This window comes from Streptacidiphilus sp. EB129 (assembly GCF_041262645.1).
Taxonomy (GTDB): domain Bacteria; phylum Actinomycetota; class Actinomycetes; order Streptomycetales; family Streptomycetaceae; genus Streptacidiphilus.
This window is the reverse complement of sequence record NZ_JBGCCS010000025.1, coordinates 82,342-97,759: the sequence shown is the minus strand read 5'-3', so window position 1 is coordinate 97,759 and position 15,418 is coordinate 82,342. Positions and strand designations below refer to the sequence as shown.

15 protein-coding genes and 2 tRNA genes are annotated in these 15,418 nt (G+C 70.8%); 12 read left to right on the top strand and 5 right to left on the bottom strand.

Going from position 1 to position 15,418, the window contains the following annotated elements:
• Window positions 1–76 precede the first annotated feature (76 nt).
• The 4 genes from ABH925_RS26670 to ABH925_RS26655 all read left to right on the top strand — a co-directional run bounded on the left by ABH925_RS26670 (window position 77) and on the right by ABH925_RS26655 (window position 1,701).
• Window positions 77–859 (top strand): DUF3566 domain-containing protein, encoded by a 783-nt coding sequence (locus ABH925_RS26670; RefSeq protein ID WP_370151578.1) that lies wholly within the window; start codon window positions 77–79, stop codon window positions 857–859.
• 107 nt (window positions 860–966) lie between these two features.
• Window positions 967–1,040 (top strand) — tRNA-Ile (locus ABH925_RS26665).
• Between the two features lie 249 nt (window positions 1,041–1,289).
• The gene (locus ABH925_RS26660) at window positions 1,290–1,421 is read left to right on the top strand and encodes a DLW-39 family protein (RefSeq protein ID WP_221201912.1); all 132 of its coding nucleotides are present in this window, start codon (window positions 1,290–1,292) and stop codon (window positions 1,419–1,421) included.
• A 207-nt stretch (window positions 1,422–1,628) separates the two neighbouring features.
• Window positions 1,629–1,701 (top strand) — tRNA-Ala (locus tag ABH925_RS26655).
• 111 nt (window positions 1,702–1,812) lie between these two features.
• Here ABH925_RS26655 and ABH925_RS26650 read toward each other — a convergent pair.
• Entirely contained in the window at window positions 1,813–2,697 is an 885-nt protein-coding gene (locus ABH925_RS26650; protein WP_370151575.1) for a DUF5324 family protein, read from the bottom strand.
• Between the two features lie 223 nt (window positions 2,698–2,920).
• Here ABH925_RS26650 and ABH925_RS26645 point away from each other — a divergent pair, with 223 nt between their 5' ends.
• Window positions 2,921–3,448, top strand: a complete 528-nt coding sequence (locus ABH925_RS26645) for a peptidylprolyl isomerase (RefSeq protein WP_370151574.1) — start codon at window positions 2,921–2,923, stop codon at window positions 3,446–3,448.
• Window positions 3,449–3,584: 136 nt separating this feature from the next.
• Entirely contained in the window at window positions 3,585–4,442 is an 858-nt protein-coding gene (locus ABH925_RS26640; RefSeq protein WP_370151573.1) for a rhomboid family intramembrane serine protease, read from the top strand.
• 259 nt (window positions 4,443–4,701) lie between these two features.
• Here the strand turns inward: ABH925_RS26640 and crgA are convergent, their stop codons facing one another.
• Window positions 4,702–4,953 (bottom strand): cell division protein CrgA, encoded by a 252-nt coding sequence (crgA, locus tag ABH925_RS26635; protein ID WP_370151571.1) that lies wholly within the window; start codon window positions 4,951–4,953, stop codon window positions 4,702–4,704.
• 271 nt (window positions 4,954–5,224) lie between these two features.
• On the opposite strand from crgA, the gene ABH925_RS26630 reads away from it, so the two are divergent.
• From ABH925_RS26630 to ABH925_RS26605, 6 genes are all read left to right on the top strand, one after another.
• Window positions 5,225–5,917 (top strand): DUF881 domain-containing protein, encoded by a 693-nt coding sequence (locus ABH925_RS26630; protein ID WP_370151569.1) that lies wholly within the window; start codon window positions 5,225–5,227, stop codon window positions 5,915–5,917.
• Window positions 5,918–5,938: 21 nt separating this feature from the next.
• Window positions 5,939–6,670 (top strand): class E sortase, encoded by a 732-nt coding sequence (locus ABH925_RS26625; protein WP_370151566.1) that lies wholly within the window; start codon window positions 5,939–5,941, stop codon window positions 6,668–6,670.
• Between the two features lie 146 nt (window positions 6,671–6,816).
• Window positions 6,817–7,122, top strand: coding sequence for a hypothetical protein (locus ABH925_RS26620; RefSeq protein WP_370151614.1), 306 nt, complete (start codon window positions 6,817–6,819; stop codon window positions 7,120–7,122).
• A complete protein-coding gene (locus tag ABH925_RS26615; RefSeq protein WP_370151564.1) occupies window positions 7,122–7,769 on the top strand; it encodes an aminodeoxychorismate/anthranilate synthase component II in 648 nt (215 codons plus the stop codon). The genes ABH925_RS26620 and ABH925_RS26615 overlap by 1 nt, the downstream gene beginning before the upstream one ends.
• Window positions 7,766–8,854, top strand: a complete 1,089-nt coding sequence (locus ABH925_RS26610) for a class E sortase (protein ID WP_370151562.1) — start codon at window positions 7,766–7,768, stop codon at window positions 8,852–8,854. Before ABH925_RS26615 ends, ABH925_RS26610 begins: the two co-directional genes overlap by 4 nt.
• Before the next feature lie 58 nt (window positions 8,855–8,912).
• Window positions 8,913–9,623, top strand: a complete 711-nt coding sequence (locus ABH925_RS26605; RefSeq protein WP_370151560.1) for a class E sortase — start codon at window positions 8,913–8,915, stop codon at window positions 9,621–9,623.
• Window positions 9,624–10,146: 523 nt separating this feature from the next.
• On the opposite strand, the gene pknB is transcribed toward ABH925_RS26605, so the two are convergent.
• From pknB to ABH925_RS26590, 3 genes are all read right to left on the bottom strand, one after another.
• A complete protein-coding gene (pknB, locus tag ABH925_RS26600; RefSeq protein WP_370151558.1) occupies window positions 10,147–12,126 on the bottom strand; it encodes a Stk1 family PASTA domain-containing Ser/Thr kinase in 1,980 nt (659 codons plus the stop codon).
• Between the two features lie 281 nt (window positions 12,127–12,407).
• The gene (locus ABH925_RS26595; protein WP_370151557.1) at window positions 12,408–13,868 is read right to left on the bottom strand and encodes a peptidoglycan D,D-transpeptidase FtsI family protein; all 1,461 of its coding nucleotides are present in this window, start codon (window positions 13,866–13,868) and stop codon (window positions 12,408–12,410) included.
• A 92-nt stretch (window positions 13,869–13,960) separates the two neighbouring features.
• A complete protein-coding gene (locus tag ABH925_RS26590; protein ID WP_370151555.1) occupies window positions 13,961–15,376 on the bottom strand; it encodes an FtsW/RodA/SpoVE family cell cycle protein in 1,416 nt (471 codons plus the stop codon).
• Window positions 15,377–15,418: the final 42 nt, after the last annotated feature.

Below are 15,418 nucleotides of genomic sequence, written 5' to 3'. Positions count from 1 at the left end.
CAGGGTGAGTGGACCCACGGGTGCGACGGGCGGTGCCGGCGGCGGTGCCGCGGGACGCCAGACCCCGGGGCCTGGTATGCCCCCGGGAGGCGCGGGCGGTGCTGCGGACCGTGCGCCGGGATACGGGCAGGCCGGCCGTGAGGCGGCCGGAACCACCTCGATGATGCCCACGGTCTCCGGAGCGGCCGCCCAGCCGGCGGCTCCGCGCCGCCGCCAGGGCGGAGCGCAGGGCCAGCAGGCGCAGCAGACCGCGTCCGGGCCGCGTCCGGCTCCGGCCGGGCCGGCCGGGTCGGGGTACTCGACGCCGACGACCTACCAGAAGGGCCAGCCGACGCCGCCCGGCGGCACCCGGGTTCCGCCGGGTGCGGCCGGCGCGCCGGGTGCCGCGGCTCCGGCGGCTCCGGCGGCCTCGCCGGTCGCGGCGGCGGGTGCCCAGCTCAAGGCCAAGCTGCAGCGCTCCGGCCCTGCGGCGCCGGCGTCCGGCCGGACCCGCCGGGCGCGGCTGCGGGTGGCCAGGGCCGACCCGTGGTCGGTGCTGAAGGTCAGCTTCCTGCTGTCGATCGCCCTCGGCGTGGTCACCATCGTGGGTGTCTCGCTGCTGTGGATGGTGCTGGACGCCGCAGGCGTCTTCAGCTCGGTCGGCGGCACCCTGAAGCAGGCCACCGGCTCCGACACCACCACCGGCGGCTTCGATCTGCAGTCGTACCTGTCGTTCGGCAACGTGCTGACGTTCACGGCGCTGATCGCCGTGATCGACGTGGTGCTGCTGACGGCGCTGGCGACGCTGGGCTCCTTCATCTACAACACCGCCGCGGGCATGACCGGCGGCGTGGAGCTCACCCTCGCCGAGGAGGAGTAGGTCGTTCCGTGGCCGGGTCGCGGGGGTGTTTCCGCACCTCCGCGACCTGCCGGACGATACGGATTTGGGCGCACGGCCATCGGTGCGCTAATCTTTCAACGCAGCGAGGGCCTATAGCTCAGACGGTTAGAGCGCTTCCCTGATAAGGAAGAGGCCACAGGTTCAAGTCCTGTTAGGCCCACCCGCGCGGACGCCCCGGAAGGATCTCCTTCCGGGGCGTTTCTGCGTGCCGTACGCCCGGCGTCCACGCCGGCAGGCCCGTCCCCGGTGACTGCGGGGCGCGGGTGCGGGGTTCCGGCCCCGGGGTTCCCGCGGGCTCACCGCGTCCTCCGGGGCGTCATGGGCCATCTGCCGAGCACGACTTGCGGTTCTGGCCAGGTGTGTATCATCGGCCGGAAGGACGGCAAACACAGAAGGACGAGGTCGTGCGGTGAAGAAGCTTCTCCTGGTAGTCCTGGCTGCTCTGGGTGGGTACTTTGTGTACCGCCAGGTCCAGGCGGACCGTGCCGAGCAGGACCTGTGGACCGAGGCGACGGACGCGGTCCCGGTCGGCGCTCGCTGAACTCAGCCGTCACCCGAGGCCGCTCGCGTGGCCCGGTGAGGCACGCAACCCCGGCCCTCTGCCGGGGTTGCGCCGGTGTCGGGGCCTGCACGGCGCCGCCCGGGGGCGTACCGGCCCTGGGCGGACCGACGCGAGGGGAAACCCAGGTCGGGATTCCGTCCGGAAACCGGTACCCTGGTGCGCGGCGGTGCTGACCAGCACCGCCGAGGGGCCTTAGCTCAGTTGGTAGAGCGCCGTCTTTGCATGGCGGATGTCAGGGGTTCGACTCCCCTAGGCTCCACAACTCAACAGCAGTGTCACATCAACACCGGTGCCACGACGACGGCCCCACCTGTTCCGCGCAGGTGGGGCCGTCGTCGTGGCACCGGGTCTGCCGTCGTCGCGTGACCGGTCAGGCCTGGGACGAGCCGCTGGTGCCCTTGCGGCGGTGGTTCCCCGAGCCGGCCGTGCCGGTCTGCCTGGTCTTCTCCTCCACCTCGGGGTCCAGCGGCATGGCGCCGTCGTCCGGGCCGGCGGAGCCGCCGTCCGTGCCGGTCGTGCCCGTGCCGGTCGACGACGCTCCGGCAGGCCGCGCGTTGGCGGACGGCGCCGTGGCCGGCGTGGAGCGCGGCGGGAGGGCGCTGGACGGGGGTTCCACCAGCCAGTCCGGGTTGCTCTGCTTCTGCCACCACTTCCAGGCCGCCAGGCCGCCGCCGGCGGCGGCTCCCAGGGCGAGCAGCACCATGCCCCGCCGGGCGCGGCGCATCCGCCGGGTACGCGCCTGCTTGGCCGCGACCAGCGCCTCGACCTCGGCCAGGGTGATCTGTCCGCGCAGCACCGGCAGGGTCGCCGCGCCGCGCTCGCGGGCGGCGTGCGCCGCCTGCGCGGTCACCTGCACGGCGCCGTCCAGGGCCTGGCTGACCGCCGGGACGGCCGTCTCCCGGGCCTGGACGGCCGCCTGCGCGGCGGCGGCCCTGGCGGCCGCTGCGGACTGCCCGGCCGACTTCCTGGCGGCCTTCGCCGCGCGCCTGGTCTGCACCGTCGCCTTGTCGAGGGCGTCCTCCACCGCGGGCGGGACATGGCCGCGGGCCTGCTCCCAGAGCGGCGCGACACGCCCGTCCACGGTGCTCTGTGCCGCGTGCCGGGCCTGCTCCACGGCGGACTCGATGCGCGGTGCCAGCCGCTGCCACGCCTCGTCGGTGTAGTGCGCTGCCGCGTCCCGTGCCCCCACGGCGTACGGGGCGAGCTGTTCCCGGGTCTTGCCGGCAGCCTCGCGAGCTGCGTCGATGCGGGTCACCAGTACCTCCTCCTCGATGGCGTCCGATTCATGACCGGTCCACCCAGTTAAGGATCATGCCTCCCGGAACGTCCCCAGGCGCGCCGGTGCCACTCCAGGTGGACCACGACTCCCTCTCCCCGCATCCTGCTCCTTTGCGCTGCTTTGTGCAGGGCATGGGAGGATTCGTCCGTCAGAGCCGTACCCGGGTACGCACGTACGCAGCACAGCAGGAAGGCGCATCGTGGCCGAGGAACTGTTTGCCACTCTCACGACCAACCACGGGGACATCGAGGTCAAGCTCTTCCCGAACCACGCCCCGAAGACGGTGGCGAACTTCGTGGAGCTCGCCGAGGGCGGCCGTGAGTGGACCGACCCGCGGACGGGTGCCAAGTCCCAGGAGCGGCTCTACGACGGAACGGTCTTCCACCGGGTCATCTCCGGGTTCATGATCCAGGGCGGCGACCCGCTGGGCACCGGCACCGGCGGCCCCGGCTACGAGTTCGGCGACGAGTTCCACCCCGACCTGGCCTTCGACCGCCCCTACCTGCTGGCGATGGCCAACGCCGGCCCGGGCACCAACGGCTCGCAGTTCTTCATCACGGTGGCCCCCACCGCCTGGCTGAACCGCAAGCACACCATCTTCGGCGAGGTCAGCGGTCTGCCCGGCCGGCAGGTCGTGGACGCCATCGCGGGTGCCAAGGTGACCCCGTTCAACGACCGCCCGGTCGAGGACGTGGTGATCGAGTCGGTGAAGATCTCGCGCCGCTGAGCGGACTCCGCGACGGCGGGCAGCTGTGGCCTGCCGGTGCTTTTCTCCGGGCCCGGTACGGGGCAGGCTGGTCCTGCGCACGCACCGGGCCCGGAGCGTGTCCGTGGCGCACGAAGCGCGCAGAAGGCAGGAAGTGATGTTGTCCGACCAGCAGGGTTCCGGCGCACCCGAGCAGCCGCCGGTGCACACCCTCCCCGACTGCTACCGCCACCCCGGGCGGGAGACCGGGGTGGGCTGCACCCGCTGCGGTCGCCCGGTCTGCCCCGAGTGCCGGGTGGACGCGGCGGTGGGCTTCCAGTGCCGGGAGTGCGTGCACGGCGGGAACGCCGCGGTCCGGCGGGCGACGACGGAGTTCGGCGGTCGCCCGGTCGGCGACCACGCGCTGGTCACCAAGATCCTGATCGGGATCAACCTGGTGGTCTGGGGACTGCAGTACGTGGTGTCCCCGTCGACCCTGGACTACCTCTACATGTGGGGCACCGGGGTGGCCGTGGACGGCCAGTGGTACCGGATGATCACCTCGGTGTTCTTCCACACCGCCCTGCTGCACATCGCCATGAACATGTGGTCGCTGTGGGTGCTGGGTCCGCCGCTGGAGCAGTTGCTGGGCCGCTGGCGGTTCCTGGGGCTGTACCTGGTCTCCGGGCTGGCCGGCTCCGCGCTGCAGCTGGTGGTGGCACCGGACACGCCGGCGCTGGGGGCCTCCGGGGCGATCTTCGGGCTGCTGGGCGCGCTGGTGGTGATCCAGCGCAAGCGCGGGTTCTCCCTGGGGCCGATCCTGGCGATCGTGGCGGTCAACCTGGTGGCGACCTTCACCATCCCCAACATCAGCTGGGAGGCCCATGTGGGCGGCCTGGCGGCCGGCGCCCTGATCGGCCTCGGCCTGGCGCACGCGCCGGCCCGGAACCGCACCGCGGTCCAGGCGGCCACGCTGGTGGCGGTGCTGGCCGTGGTGCTGGTGACCACGCTGCTAGGGGTGTCCCGGATCAGCTGAGCGGCAGCCGTCCACGGGGAGCTGCCCACGGAGCTGTCCATGGAGTTGTCCACAAGGGGACCGCACAGGTGTGCGGTCCCCTTGTGTATGTCCCTGTCTACCCGCGTCCACCAGCCACTTTGATCGCTTTGACAAGCATGGGGCAGGTGTGCGAGGGGCTGGTGGGTTCAAGTTATCCACAGATAGTCATGGTTTTCCCCACTGTGGATAACCATGTGGACAACGAACATCCCAGCGGCCCCGTCGTTCGCCGGGAAGGCTACTTCCACTGCGTGGAAACGCCGAACCCGCCCGCGATGAACGCGAAACCGATGACGATGTTCCAGTTGCCGATGGCCTCGATCGGCCAGGCGGCGCTGGTCACGTAGTAGACGACGATCCAGATCAGGCCGACCAGGAACAGCCCCAGCATCAGCGGTGCGATCCAGCTGCGTCCCGAACTCAACTTCACCGCTGTCGCCGTGGTGGGCGGGGTGTAGTCCGACTTCTTCCGGATACGGGACTTCGGCACGAGGGGCACTCCTGTCGATGCGCTGCGCTGCATGGCCCTGGGTCTGTCCCGGAGCGGCTGCTGAGCTGTGGGTTGTGGGGGAGCGGCGGCGGGCGGTCGGTGCGACCGTGGATCGCCGCATACGTCTCCAGCGTCCGTTAGCGTAGTGGCTCGCGGAGTCAGAAGGAGATAAGGGTACGTGGCAGATTCGCGAGAAGTTCCGCCAGTTTCCGAAGCGAGACCTCGGTCGCGCGGTGGCAGTGCCCGGATTGTCGGTCGTTTCGCGACATGTATGGTCTTCGCCCTCGCCGGCTTGCTCTTCTATGTCAGCGCCCAGACCGCCCACGGAACCTCGCTGCGCAACGACGACACCCTGCTCCGGCTGTCCGACCTGATACAGCAGCGCAGCCAGGAGAACGCGGCGGACGAGAACGCCGTCGCCGCCCTCCGCGCCCAGATCGACGCGCTGGCCGCCCAGCACTCGCAGAACCCCGACGACCTCAGGCGGCTGGCCGTCCTGGAACAGCAGGCCGGTCTCGACCCGCTGCACGGTACCGGTGTGGTGGTCACCCTGAACGACGCGCCGCCCGGAGCCACCGCCAAGATCCCGGGTATCCCGCAGCCGCAGCCGGACGACCTGGTGGTGCACCAGCAGGACCTGCAGGCTGTGGTCAACGCGCTGTGGCGGGGCGGCGCCCAGGGGATACAGGTGCAGGACCAGCGGCTGATCTCCACCAGCGCGGTCCGCTGTGTCGGCAACCAGCTGATCCTGCAGGGCCGGGTCTACTCCCCGCCGTACGTGATCAGGGCGGTCGGCAACCAGCAGGCGCTCTCCGCGGCGCTCAACCAGGACAGCTACATCCAGACCTATCTGGAGTACGTCAGCGCCTACGGTCTGGGCTGGAAAATGGACCAGCCGAAGACGATGACTCTTCCCGCCTACTCGGGCACAGTGGACCTCCAGTACGCCACGGCGCAGGGGTGACATCCGGGGGGAGTGCGACAGGTGGGACGCGCGATAGCCCGGACGCTGGTGGAACTCTGCATCACCGCCGGCGGGCTGATCGTGCTGTTCACCGTCTACGTGCTGTTCTGGACCAGCGTCACCGCCGACAGCGCCATGGGCGGTGAGATCTCCCGGCTGCAGGCGCAGTGGCAGCAGTCCGCGGCCGCCCCGGCCGGCTCTCCCTCCGACTCCCCCACCGTCGCCGCCCCCGGCGGCCCGGCCACGGCCTCCCCGTCGGCCGGACCCGCTGCGGCCGCCTATCCACCGGGGCAGGCCTTCGCCGTCCTGTACATCCCGCGCTTCGGCAGGGACTGGAAGAAGCCGGTGGTCGAGGGGACCGGCGTCACCGACCTGCAGCACGGCATCGGCCACTACACCGGGACCGCGGCGCTGGGCGGGGCGGGCAACTTCGCGCTGGCCGGACACCGCCGGACCTACGGCAACCCGTTCAACGACTTCCCTGAGCTGCGCCCCGGCGACGCGGTCGTCCTCGACGACGGCACCGACTGGTACGTCTATGTGATCACCCGCACGCCGTTCCTCACCCTGCCCACGGACGTCCAGGTGCTGGACCCGGTCCCGGCCGAGTCCGGCTTCACCGTGCCGGGCCACTATCTGACGCTGACCACCTGTGATCCGCCCTGGGGACACAGCCACCGGCTGATCGAGTGGGGCCGGTTGCAGTCGGTCACGCCGGTGACCCAGGGGACACCGGCCGCCCTGCGGGGGTGAGCGGACCACCGGGGCCGGAGAGAGATGGGTAAAGGCTGGGCGGGTGGCGCCCCTGCCACGGGCCCGGCCCCGTACTCTGGTGCGGCGATGCGTTCGGCCGCGCCCGGCGCGGGACGTGGAGACGGGACGAGGGAGGTGGGAGCGCGGTGTACTCGTGGATCTGGCACCGGCTGCCCGGCAACGGTCTGGTGCGGGCGTTCCTCTCGCTGGTGCTCTTCCTCGCCGTGGTCGCCGTCCTCTTCCAGTGGGTCTTCCCCTGGGCGGAACCGCTGCTCCCCTTCGGCGACGTCACTGTGAACAACGGCGGCACCACCAGCGTGCAGCCGGTCGGCACCCCCGGGGCGACGCCGAGCACGGCGCCGTCCGGCTCCGGCAAGCCCTCGGCGCCCGCGCTCAACGGCGCGGCCCTCCCGACGTACCTGCCCCTCGTTCCGACCGGAGTCGCAGTCTGATGGCCACCCCAGCCCGCATCCTCGTCGTCGACAACTACGACAGCTTCGTCTTCAACCTGGTCCAGTACCTCTACCAGTTGGGCGCGACCTGCGAGGTCGTGCGCAATGACGAGGTCGAGGTCGCCTCGGTGACCAGGGACGCCTACGACGGGGTGCTGCTCTCCCCCGGCCCCGGTACGCCCGAGGAGGCCGGGGTCTGCATCGAGATGGTGCACCACTGCGCCGAGGCCGGCCTGCCGGTGTTCGGGGTCTGCCTGGGACTCCAGTCCATCGCGGTCGCCTACGGCGCGGTCGTCGACCGGGCCCCCGAGCTGCTGCACGGCAAGACCTCGGCGGTCAGCCACGAGGACGGCGGGGTGTTCGCCGGACTGCACTCGCCGCTGACCGCGACCCGCTATCACTCGCTCGCGGTCGAGCGGGACACCGTGCCGGCCGAGCTGGTGGTCACCGCATGGACCGACTCCGGACTGGTGATGGGCCTGCGGCACCGTGAACTGCCGATCGAGGGCGTGCAGTTCCACCCCGAGTCGGTACTCACCGAGGGCGGCCACCGGATGCTCGCCAACTGGCTCGCGGTGTGCGGGGACCAGGACGCGGTGGGACGGTCCGGCGGCCTGGCGCCGGTGATCGGCAGGGGCGTCGCGTGACCGCGCTGCGCCCGGAGCGGAGCTCCCCCTGGGAGTCCCAACCGGGGGGCGACTGGGACTCCCCCGGCGGCGAGAGCGTCTACCGGCAGCCCGGCGAGGGCCTTCCGGGCGAGCGTCTCCACGACGGTGGCCAACACGGCAGCGGTCAACAGGGCGGCGGTCAACACGGCGGCGGGCCGTACGGCGGCGGCGCCGAGCGTTACCCGGTGCAGCCGCAGCCCGACAGCTCCGACACGCTCGCGCTGCGGGTCCCGCGCGGGGCGGCGTTCGGCGCGGTGCTCACGGACGAGCCGCTGGCCGGTGGCCGGGCCGCACGGCGCCGGGCCGAGCAGGGCCGTCGCCGGGGCGCGCGTCGCGGTGGCGGGCGGCCGCAGGTCAAGGAGAGCGCCGGGATCATCGCGGTGCGGGTGATGGGGGAGCTGTTCATCACGCTGGGCGTGGTGATGTTCCTCTTCGTCGCCTACCAGCTGTGGTGGACCAACGTCGCGGCGGACAGCTACGCCAACGGCACCGCGAAGACGCTGGAGCAGCAGTGGGCGCCGTCCGGCGGCGGCGCGGGTACCTCCAAGGCCCATCCCGCGTACCCGACCTCCATATCCCCCGGCACCAAGTTCGCCATCATCTACATCCCCAAGCTGGATGTGATGACGCCGATCGCCGAGGGTGTGGACAAGGCGTCCATCCTCGACAACGGCCTGGTCGGGCACTACACGGGGGCGCTGGAGACGGCCTTCCCGTGGGCGGCCACCGGCAACTTCGCGCTGGCCGGGCACCGCAACACGCACGGCGAGCCGTTCCGCTACATCAACCGGCTGGTCCCGGGCGACAAGGTCGTCGTGGAGACCGCCTACGACTACTACACCTACACGGTGACGAGCACCCTGGCGCAGACCTCGCCGAGCGATGTCAGCGTGATCGCGCCCGTGCCGCCGGAGTCCGGCTTCAAGGGGCCGGGCCAGTACATCACACTGACCACCTGTACACCGGAGTTCACCTCGACCTACCGGATGGCCGTGTGGGGCAAGCTGACCGAGGACCTGCCGAAGAGCTCGGGCCGCAAGCCCCAGGCGCTGCAGTCCGGCTGACGGTGCGCCACGGACGGACGGGTGGCCGGGCACCCCGTCCGTTCCGAGGAGCCAGCGCATGCCGCGTCCGTCCGAAGCACCGTCCCGCCGTCTGCCCGCCGTCCTCGGCCTGCTCGGCGAACTGCTGATCACCCTCGGGGTGCTGCTGGGGCTGTTCGTCGCCTACTCGCTGTGGTGGACCAATGTGGTGGCCGACCGCAGCGCGGACGGGCTGACCCGGCGGGTCCTCAGGACCTGGGCCGCGCCCTCCGTCCCGGGCGACGCCGCGCCGCGGACCTACCGGGCCGGGGACGGGGTGGGCTTCCTGCACATCCCCAGGCTGGGGAGGGACTTCTCGGTGCTGATCCTGATGGGCACCGGGCTGGACACCCTGAACCAGGGCGTGGCCGGGGTGTACCAGGAGCCGTACCCGGCGGCGATGCCCTGGGCCGCCTCGGGCAACTTCGCGATGGCGGCGCACCGCGACGGCCACGGCGCCAGGTTCCACGACCTGCCGGAGCTGCGGCGCGGTGACCCGGTCGTGGTGGAGACCCGGGACACCTGGTACGTCTACCGGGTCGACAGCACGCTGCAGCAGACGTCCAAGTACGACGTGGCGGTGACCGCACCGGTGCCGCCGGAGTCCGGCTACACCCGGCCCGGCCGCTACCTGACGCTGACCACCTGCACTCCCGCCTACACCTCGCGCTACCGCATGGCCGTCTGGGCCTCGCTCACCCGTACCCAGCCGGTGGACCCCTCCCGCGACCTTCCGGCGGAACTCCGCTGAGGCATCGGCGTAACCGGTCGTATGAACCGTCGTTGGGCACCCGCGTGGAGGTGCTCGACAAGGTCAAGGCCCTGGAACTGCTGCCGGACGGGGTGCACGTGACCACGCGGATGGTCGCGGACTACTTCGAGGTTGGGCACGAAGCTGTGCACAAGGTGATCCAGCGCCACCGGGCGGAGCTGGAGGGAAACGGCCTCGTCGTTCTGCGAGGCTCTGACCTGCAGCGCTTTGAAATGGACATCTTGTCCATTTCAAAGACGAGTTATCCACAGGGGCGGGTGCACCTGACGCTCCTCCCGCGCCGGGCCGTGCTCAACACGGCCATGCTGCTGCGCGACAGCGAGGTGGCCCGGCGGGTGCGTACGTACCTGCTGGACATCGAAGACGCTGCGCGGAGCGGGCAGGGTGGGGAATCCGTGACCATGAGGACGCTGGAACTCCACGCGGGGGCCGGGGAACGTGGTGTGTTCCCCGGCCCCCGGCGGTGGCGCGGTGTGGCCCGGATCAGGGGCCGGACAGACGGTCAGTGGCCGGTGACGCCCTGGATGATGCCCTGGGTCTGGCCCTGGTTGCCGTTGCCGTTGCCGTTACCGGTGGTGTCCGTGGACCCCGGGGTAGGGCTTCCGGTGGTTCCTCCCGGGTTGCCGCCCTGGGTGGGGTTGGAGGCCGGGTTCACCACGATGGTGATCGTGCTTCCGGCCGGGACCTGCTGGTTGCCGGTGATCGGCTGTCCGTTGTAGGTCTCCTCGATGACCGCGTTCGCGTTGTAGCTGGTGTTGAACGTCTGGCTGACGTTCACTGCGACGTGCAGTCCCACCGAGGTCAGCTGGCTCTGCTGGCTCTGGTCCTGGCCCACCAGGTAGGCCGCCTGCACCTGGGCCTGGCCGGTGGACACGGTCAGGCTGACCGTGGATCCGACCGGTGCCTGGGCGTTCGCCGCGGGCGAGGTGCTGATGACGTTGCCGCTGGCGACGGTGCTGCTGCTCGCCGAGGTCGGCGGGCCGACGGTGAAGCCCTGTGCCTGGAGCGCCTGGGTGGCCTGGTCCACGGTCTTGTTGGTGACGTCGGGCACCGCCTTCGCCGGGGCGCCGGTGCTGATCCGCACGGTGATGGTGCCGCCCTTGGCCAGCGCGGTGCCGGCGGCCGGGGACTGCTGGCAGACCTTGCCCTTGTCGGCGATGGAGGGGTCGCAGGCCATCGGCTGGCCCTGGGCCACGACCAGGTTGCCCGGGAAGTTGGCGATCTGGGTCTGCGCGCCGGCCAGGTCCTGGCCGACCAGGTTGGGGGCGTTGTAGGTGGCGGCGGCGGAGCTGCCGCCGAACACGGACTTGGCCACGAAGAACGAGCCGACCAGGACCAGTACCGCCGCGACGGCGAGGATGATCCAGGAGGTGTTGCGGTTCTTCCCGCCGCCGCCGCCGGCCCGGCGGCGGTCGCCGCGGCCGCCGGGGCCCGCGCCGTCGTCGTAGCCGTCGTCGTAGCCGTCGCCGCCCACGTCGTAGCCCTGGCCGACGCCGGGGAGCAGGCTGGTCTGGCCGGCCGCGCTCTGCTGCGGCATCGCCGTGGTGCGGCCGTAGGGGTCCTGCTGGCCGTAGACCTGGGTCTGGTCGTAGCCGCCCATCGAGCCGGCGCCGTAGGCGACCGTCTGCGCGGCGGCGACCGGCAGGCCGTCCAGGGCCCGCTCGATGTCGGCGCGCATCTCGTCGGCGCTCTGGTAGCGGTAGTCACGCTCCTTGGCGAGGGCCTTGAGCACGATCGCGTCGTACTCCGGCCGCACCTCGGGGTCGTACACCGACGGAGGCTGCGCCTCCTCGCGGACGTGCTGGTACGCCACCGCCACCGGCGAGTCGCCGATGAACGGCGGGCGCATGGTGAGCAGCTCGTACAGCAGGCAGCCGGTGGAGTACAGGTCGGACCGGGCGTCGACCTGCTCGCCCTTGGCCTGCTCGGGGGAGAGGTACTGGGCCGTGCCGATGACCGCGGCGGTCTGCGTCATGGTCATGCCGGCGTCGCCCATGGCACGGGCGATGCCGAAGTCCATCACCTTGACCGTGCCGTTGCGGGTCAGCATGACGTTGGCCGGCTTGATGTCACGGTGCACGATGCCGTTGCGGTGCGAGTACTCCAGCGCCTGCAGGACGCCGGTGGTCATCTCCAGCGCACGCTCGGGCAGCAGCCGCCGCCCGGAGTGCAGCAGCTCGCGCAGCGTGGAGCCGTCGACGTACTCCATCACGATGTACGGGATGGAGATCCCGTCGATGTAGTCCTCGCCGGTGTCGTACACGGCGACGATGGAGGGGTGGTTCAGCGAGGCGGCTGACTGTGCCTCGCGGCGGAAACGGGCCTGGAACGACGGGTCACGGGCCATGTCGGCCCGCAGCGTCTTCACAGCGACGGCGCGTCCGAGCCGGATGTCGTGGCCGAGGTAGACCTCTGCCATTCCGCCGCGTCCCAGGACGCCGCCCAGCTCGTACCGGCCGCCGAGGCGACGCGGTTCTTCCATGGTTCCAACCCTCTCCCTCGCCCGTGCCGAGGTTGATCTGTCGGTCCTGCTGTGGTCTGCGGATGCTTCGGCTCGCATCCGCACGCGCGGCAATGGGCAGACCGCTGCTGGCGGATACGCTACCGGGCGCGGGTACGGTTCCGGTTCCGGCGGCCCACTTGATATGAGACCGGTATCCGTCCGCGCTGGTCTCTTGCACGTCTCTCACCTGAATGCGGGCCCTCACCAGCGGCGAGCGCTCACCCGAACGCAGTCTTCCCGTCCGGGCGACGAGACGCAGGTCACTTGCCCAGGTAGGCCTTCATCATGTCCTTGGCGATCGGCGCGGCCAGCCCGGCGCCGGAGATCTCGGTGCGGTCGGTGTTGCTCGCCTCGACCACGACGGCCACGGCGATCTCCTTGTTGCCGTCCTTGGCGTAGGACACGAACCACGCGTACGGGTTGTCGGCGTTGTTCACGCCGTGCTGCGCGGTGCCGGTCTTGCCGCCGACGGTGACCCCGGGGATCTGCGCGGGGGTGCCGGTGCCGCTCTGGACGACGTTCTCCATCATGGTCTGGATCTGCGCGGCGACCTGCGGGGTGGTGGCCTGGGAGAGCTGCTTCGGCTGGGTCTGGTCGATCACCGAGAGGTTCGCCGAGCGCAGCTGGGAGACCAGGTACGGCTGCATCAGCGAGCCGTTGTTGCAGATGGCGGCGGCGACCATGGCCATCTGCAGCGGGGTGGCCCGGGTGTCGAACTGGCCGATGGCGGACAGCGCGTTGGAGGGCCGGTTCATCCCGGTGTCGTAGTTGCTCGCGGCGACGCCGACCGGGATCAGCATGTTGGGGTTGTTGAAGCCGAACTTCTGCGCCTCGGCGACCATCTTGTCGGCGCCGACCTGGTCGCCGATGTTGGCGAAGACGGTGTTACAGGAGACCCGTAGCGCCTCGTTCATCGAGACGTTGGTGCACTGGTCGCCGCCCTCGTTCTTCAGCTCGGTGCTGGTCTGCGGAAGGATGTACTTCGCCGGGCTCTGGGTCGGCGCGTTGATGTCGGTGATCACGTTGTTCTCCAGCGCGGCGGCCGAGGTGATCAGCTTGAAGGTGGAGCCGGGCGGGTAGGTCTGCCGCAGCGCCCGGTTCAGCATCGGGTTCGACGGGTCCGCCTGCAGGGCGTTCCAGGCGGTGCTGCTCGCGGTGTCCGCCCCGGCGATCGTGGTGGGGTCGTACGAGGGCGCGCTGACCAGGCCGAGGATCGCACCGGTGGTCGGGTCCAGGGCGACCGCCGCACCCTTCTTGCCGTTGGTCTGGAAGGCGTCCCAGGCGGCCTTCTGCACCTTGGGGTCGATCGTGGTGACCACGTCGCCGCCCTGCTTCTGCTTGCCGGTGATCAGGTCCAGGGTGTTCCGGAAGAACAGCCGGGAGTCGTCGCCGGTGAGGATCGGGTCCTCGACGTTCTCCAGCAGGTTGCTGCTGAAGACCTGCGAGGAGTAGCCGGTGATCGGCGCGTACATCGCACCGTCGGTGTAGGCCCGGCGGTACTTGTAGTAGTTGCCGTTGACCAGCAGGTCCTTGGTGACCGGCTGTCCGCCGACGATGATGTTGCCGCGCGGGTAGCTGTAGGCCTCGATGGCGATGCGGCGGTTGTTCTTGTTCTGGTCCAGCGAACTGGCCTGGACGCCCTGCACGTAGTTGACGCGGATCATCAGCGCCAGCACCAGCACCAGGCAGAACACCGATACCCGTCGGATGGGCTTGTTCACGGGCGGGGTCCCCTCCTGGCGGTACTGCGTAGGCGGATCGGGCGGTTCGGGCAGGGCTGCGGATCGGACAGAGCTAACTGTCTACACGGTGTTCATGACGGTCTGAGCACCTGGGTCGGTTCTGTGCGGGTGTCGGCGGGTGTGGGCGCCGGTCTGCGCGCCACGTCGCTGATCTTCAGCAGGATGGCGACCAGGGCCCAGTTGGTGATCACCGAGGAGCCGCCCTGGGCGATGAACGGGAGCGTCATCCCGGTCAACGGGATGGTACCGGTGACGCCGCCGGCCACGATGAAGACCTGCAGCGCGAAGGCCGCGGACAGGCCCGCCGCCAGCAGTTTCCCGAACGGGTCGCGGGCTGCCAGGGCGGTCCGCAGTCCGCGCTCGAACAGCAGCGCGTAGAGCAGGAACAGCGCCATCAGCCCGGCCAGCCCGAGTTCCTCGCCGATGGTGCCGAGGATGAAGTCGCTCTTGGCGGCGAAGCCGATCAGCCAGGAGTGCCCCTCGCCCAGGCCGGTGCCCAGGGTGCCGCCGGAGCCGAGCGCGAACAGGGCCTGGCCGATCTGTCCCACGCCGCCGCCGGGGGCGGTGGCCAGCGGGTGCAGCCAGGCGGTGATCCTGGTCTGGACGTGGGCCTCGCTCGACGCCACCAGCCAGAAGCCGAGCCCGGCCATCAGCGTGCCGAACAGGATCCAGCTGGTCCGCTCGGTGGCCACATAGAGCATGATCACGAAGATGCCGAAGAACAGCAGCGAGGTGCCCAGGTCGGTCTCGAAGACCAGGATCATCAGGCTGAGCACCCAGACCGCGATGATCGGGCCCAGGTCCCGCCCGCGCGGCAGGTAGAGCCCCAGGAAGCGGCGGCTGGCCAGCGCCAGCGCGTCCCGCTTGACCATCAGGTAGCCGGAGAAGAACACCGGGAGGATGATCTTGACGAACTCTCCGGGCTGGATCGAGAAGCCGCCGACGTGGATCCAGATCTTGGCGCCGAAGTCGGACGCCCGGGTCGGCAGGAAGGCCGGCAGTGCCAACAGCACCAGCGCCGCCAGCCCGGTGAGGTAGGTGTAGCGCTGCAGCAGCCGGTGGTCCTTGAGCAGCACCATGACCGTGATGAACAGGGCGATGCCCAGGCCGGTCCAGATCAGCTGGTTCTGCGCGGCCGGGTAGTTGGGGTGCAGCTGCTGGGCCCGGTCGAGCCGCCAGATGAAGACCAGGCCCAGCCCGTTCAGCAGGGCGGCGACGGGCAGCATCAGCGGGTCGGCGTACGGCGCGTAGCGGCGCACCGAGACATGGGCCAGCAGGGCGAAGAGTCCCATGCCCAGCCCGTACTCCAGCATCCCCGCGGGCACCCGGCCGTCCATGGCCAGGCCGGTGTCCGCGAAGGCGAAGAGCGGGATCAGGACGGCCGGCACCAGCAGCGCCAGCTCGGTGTTGCGGCGGTTGGGGGCGCCCTGCGGGGTGATCGTGGCGGTGGCCCGCCAGATCTCGCCGCTGCCGCCGGGCGCCCTCACCGCAGGTGTCCGGGGCGGTGCCCGGGCCGCACGGACGCGGGA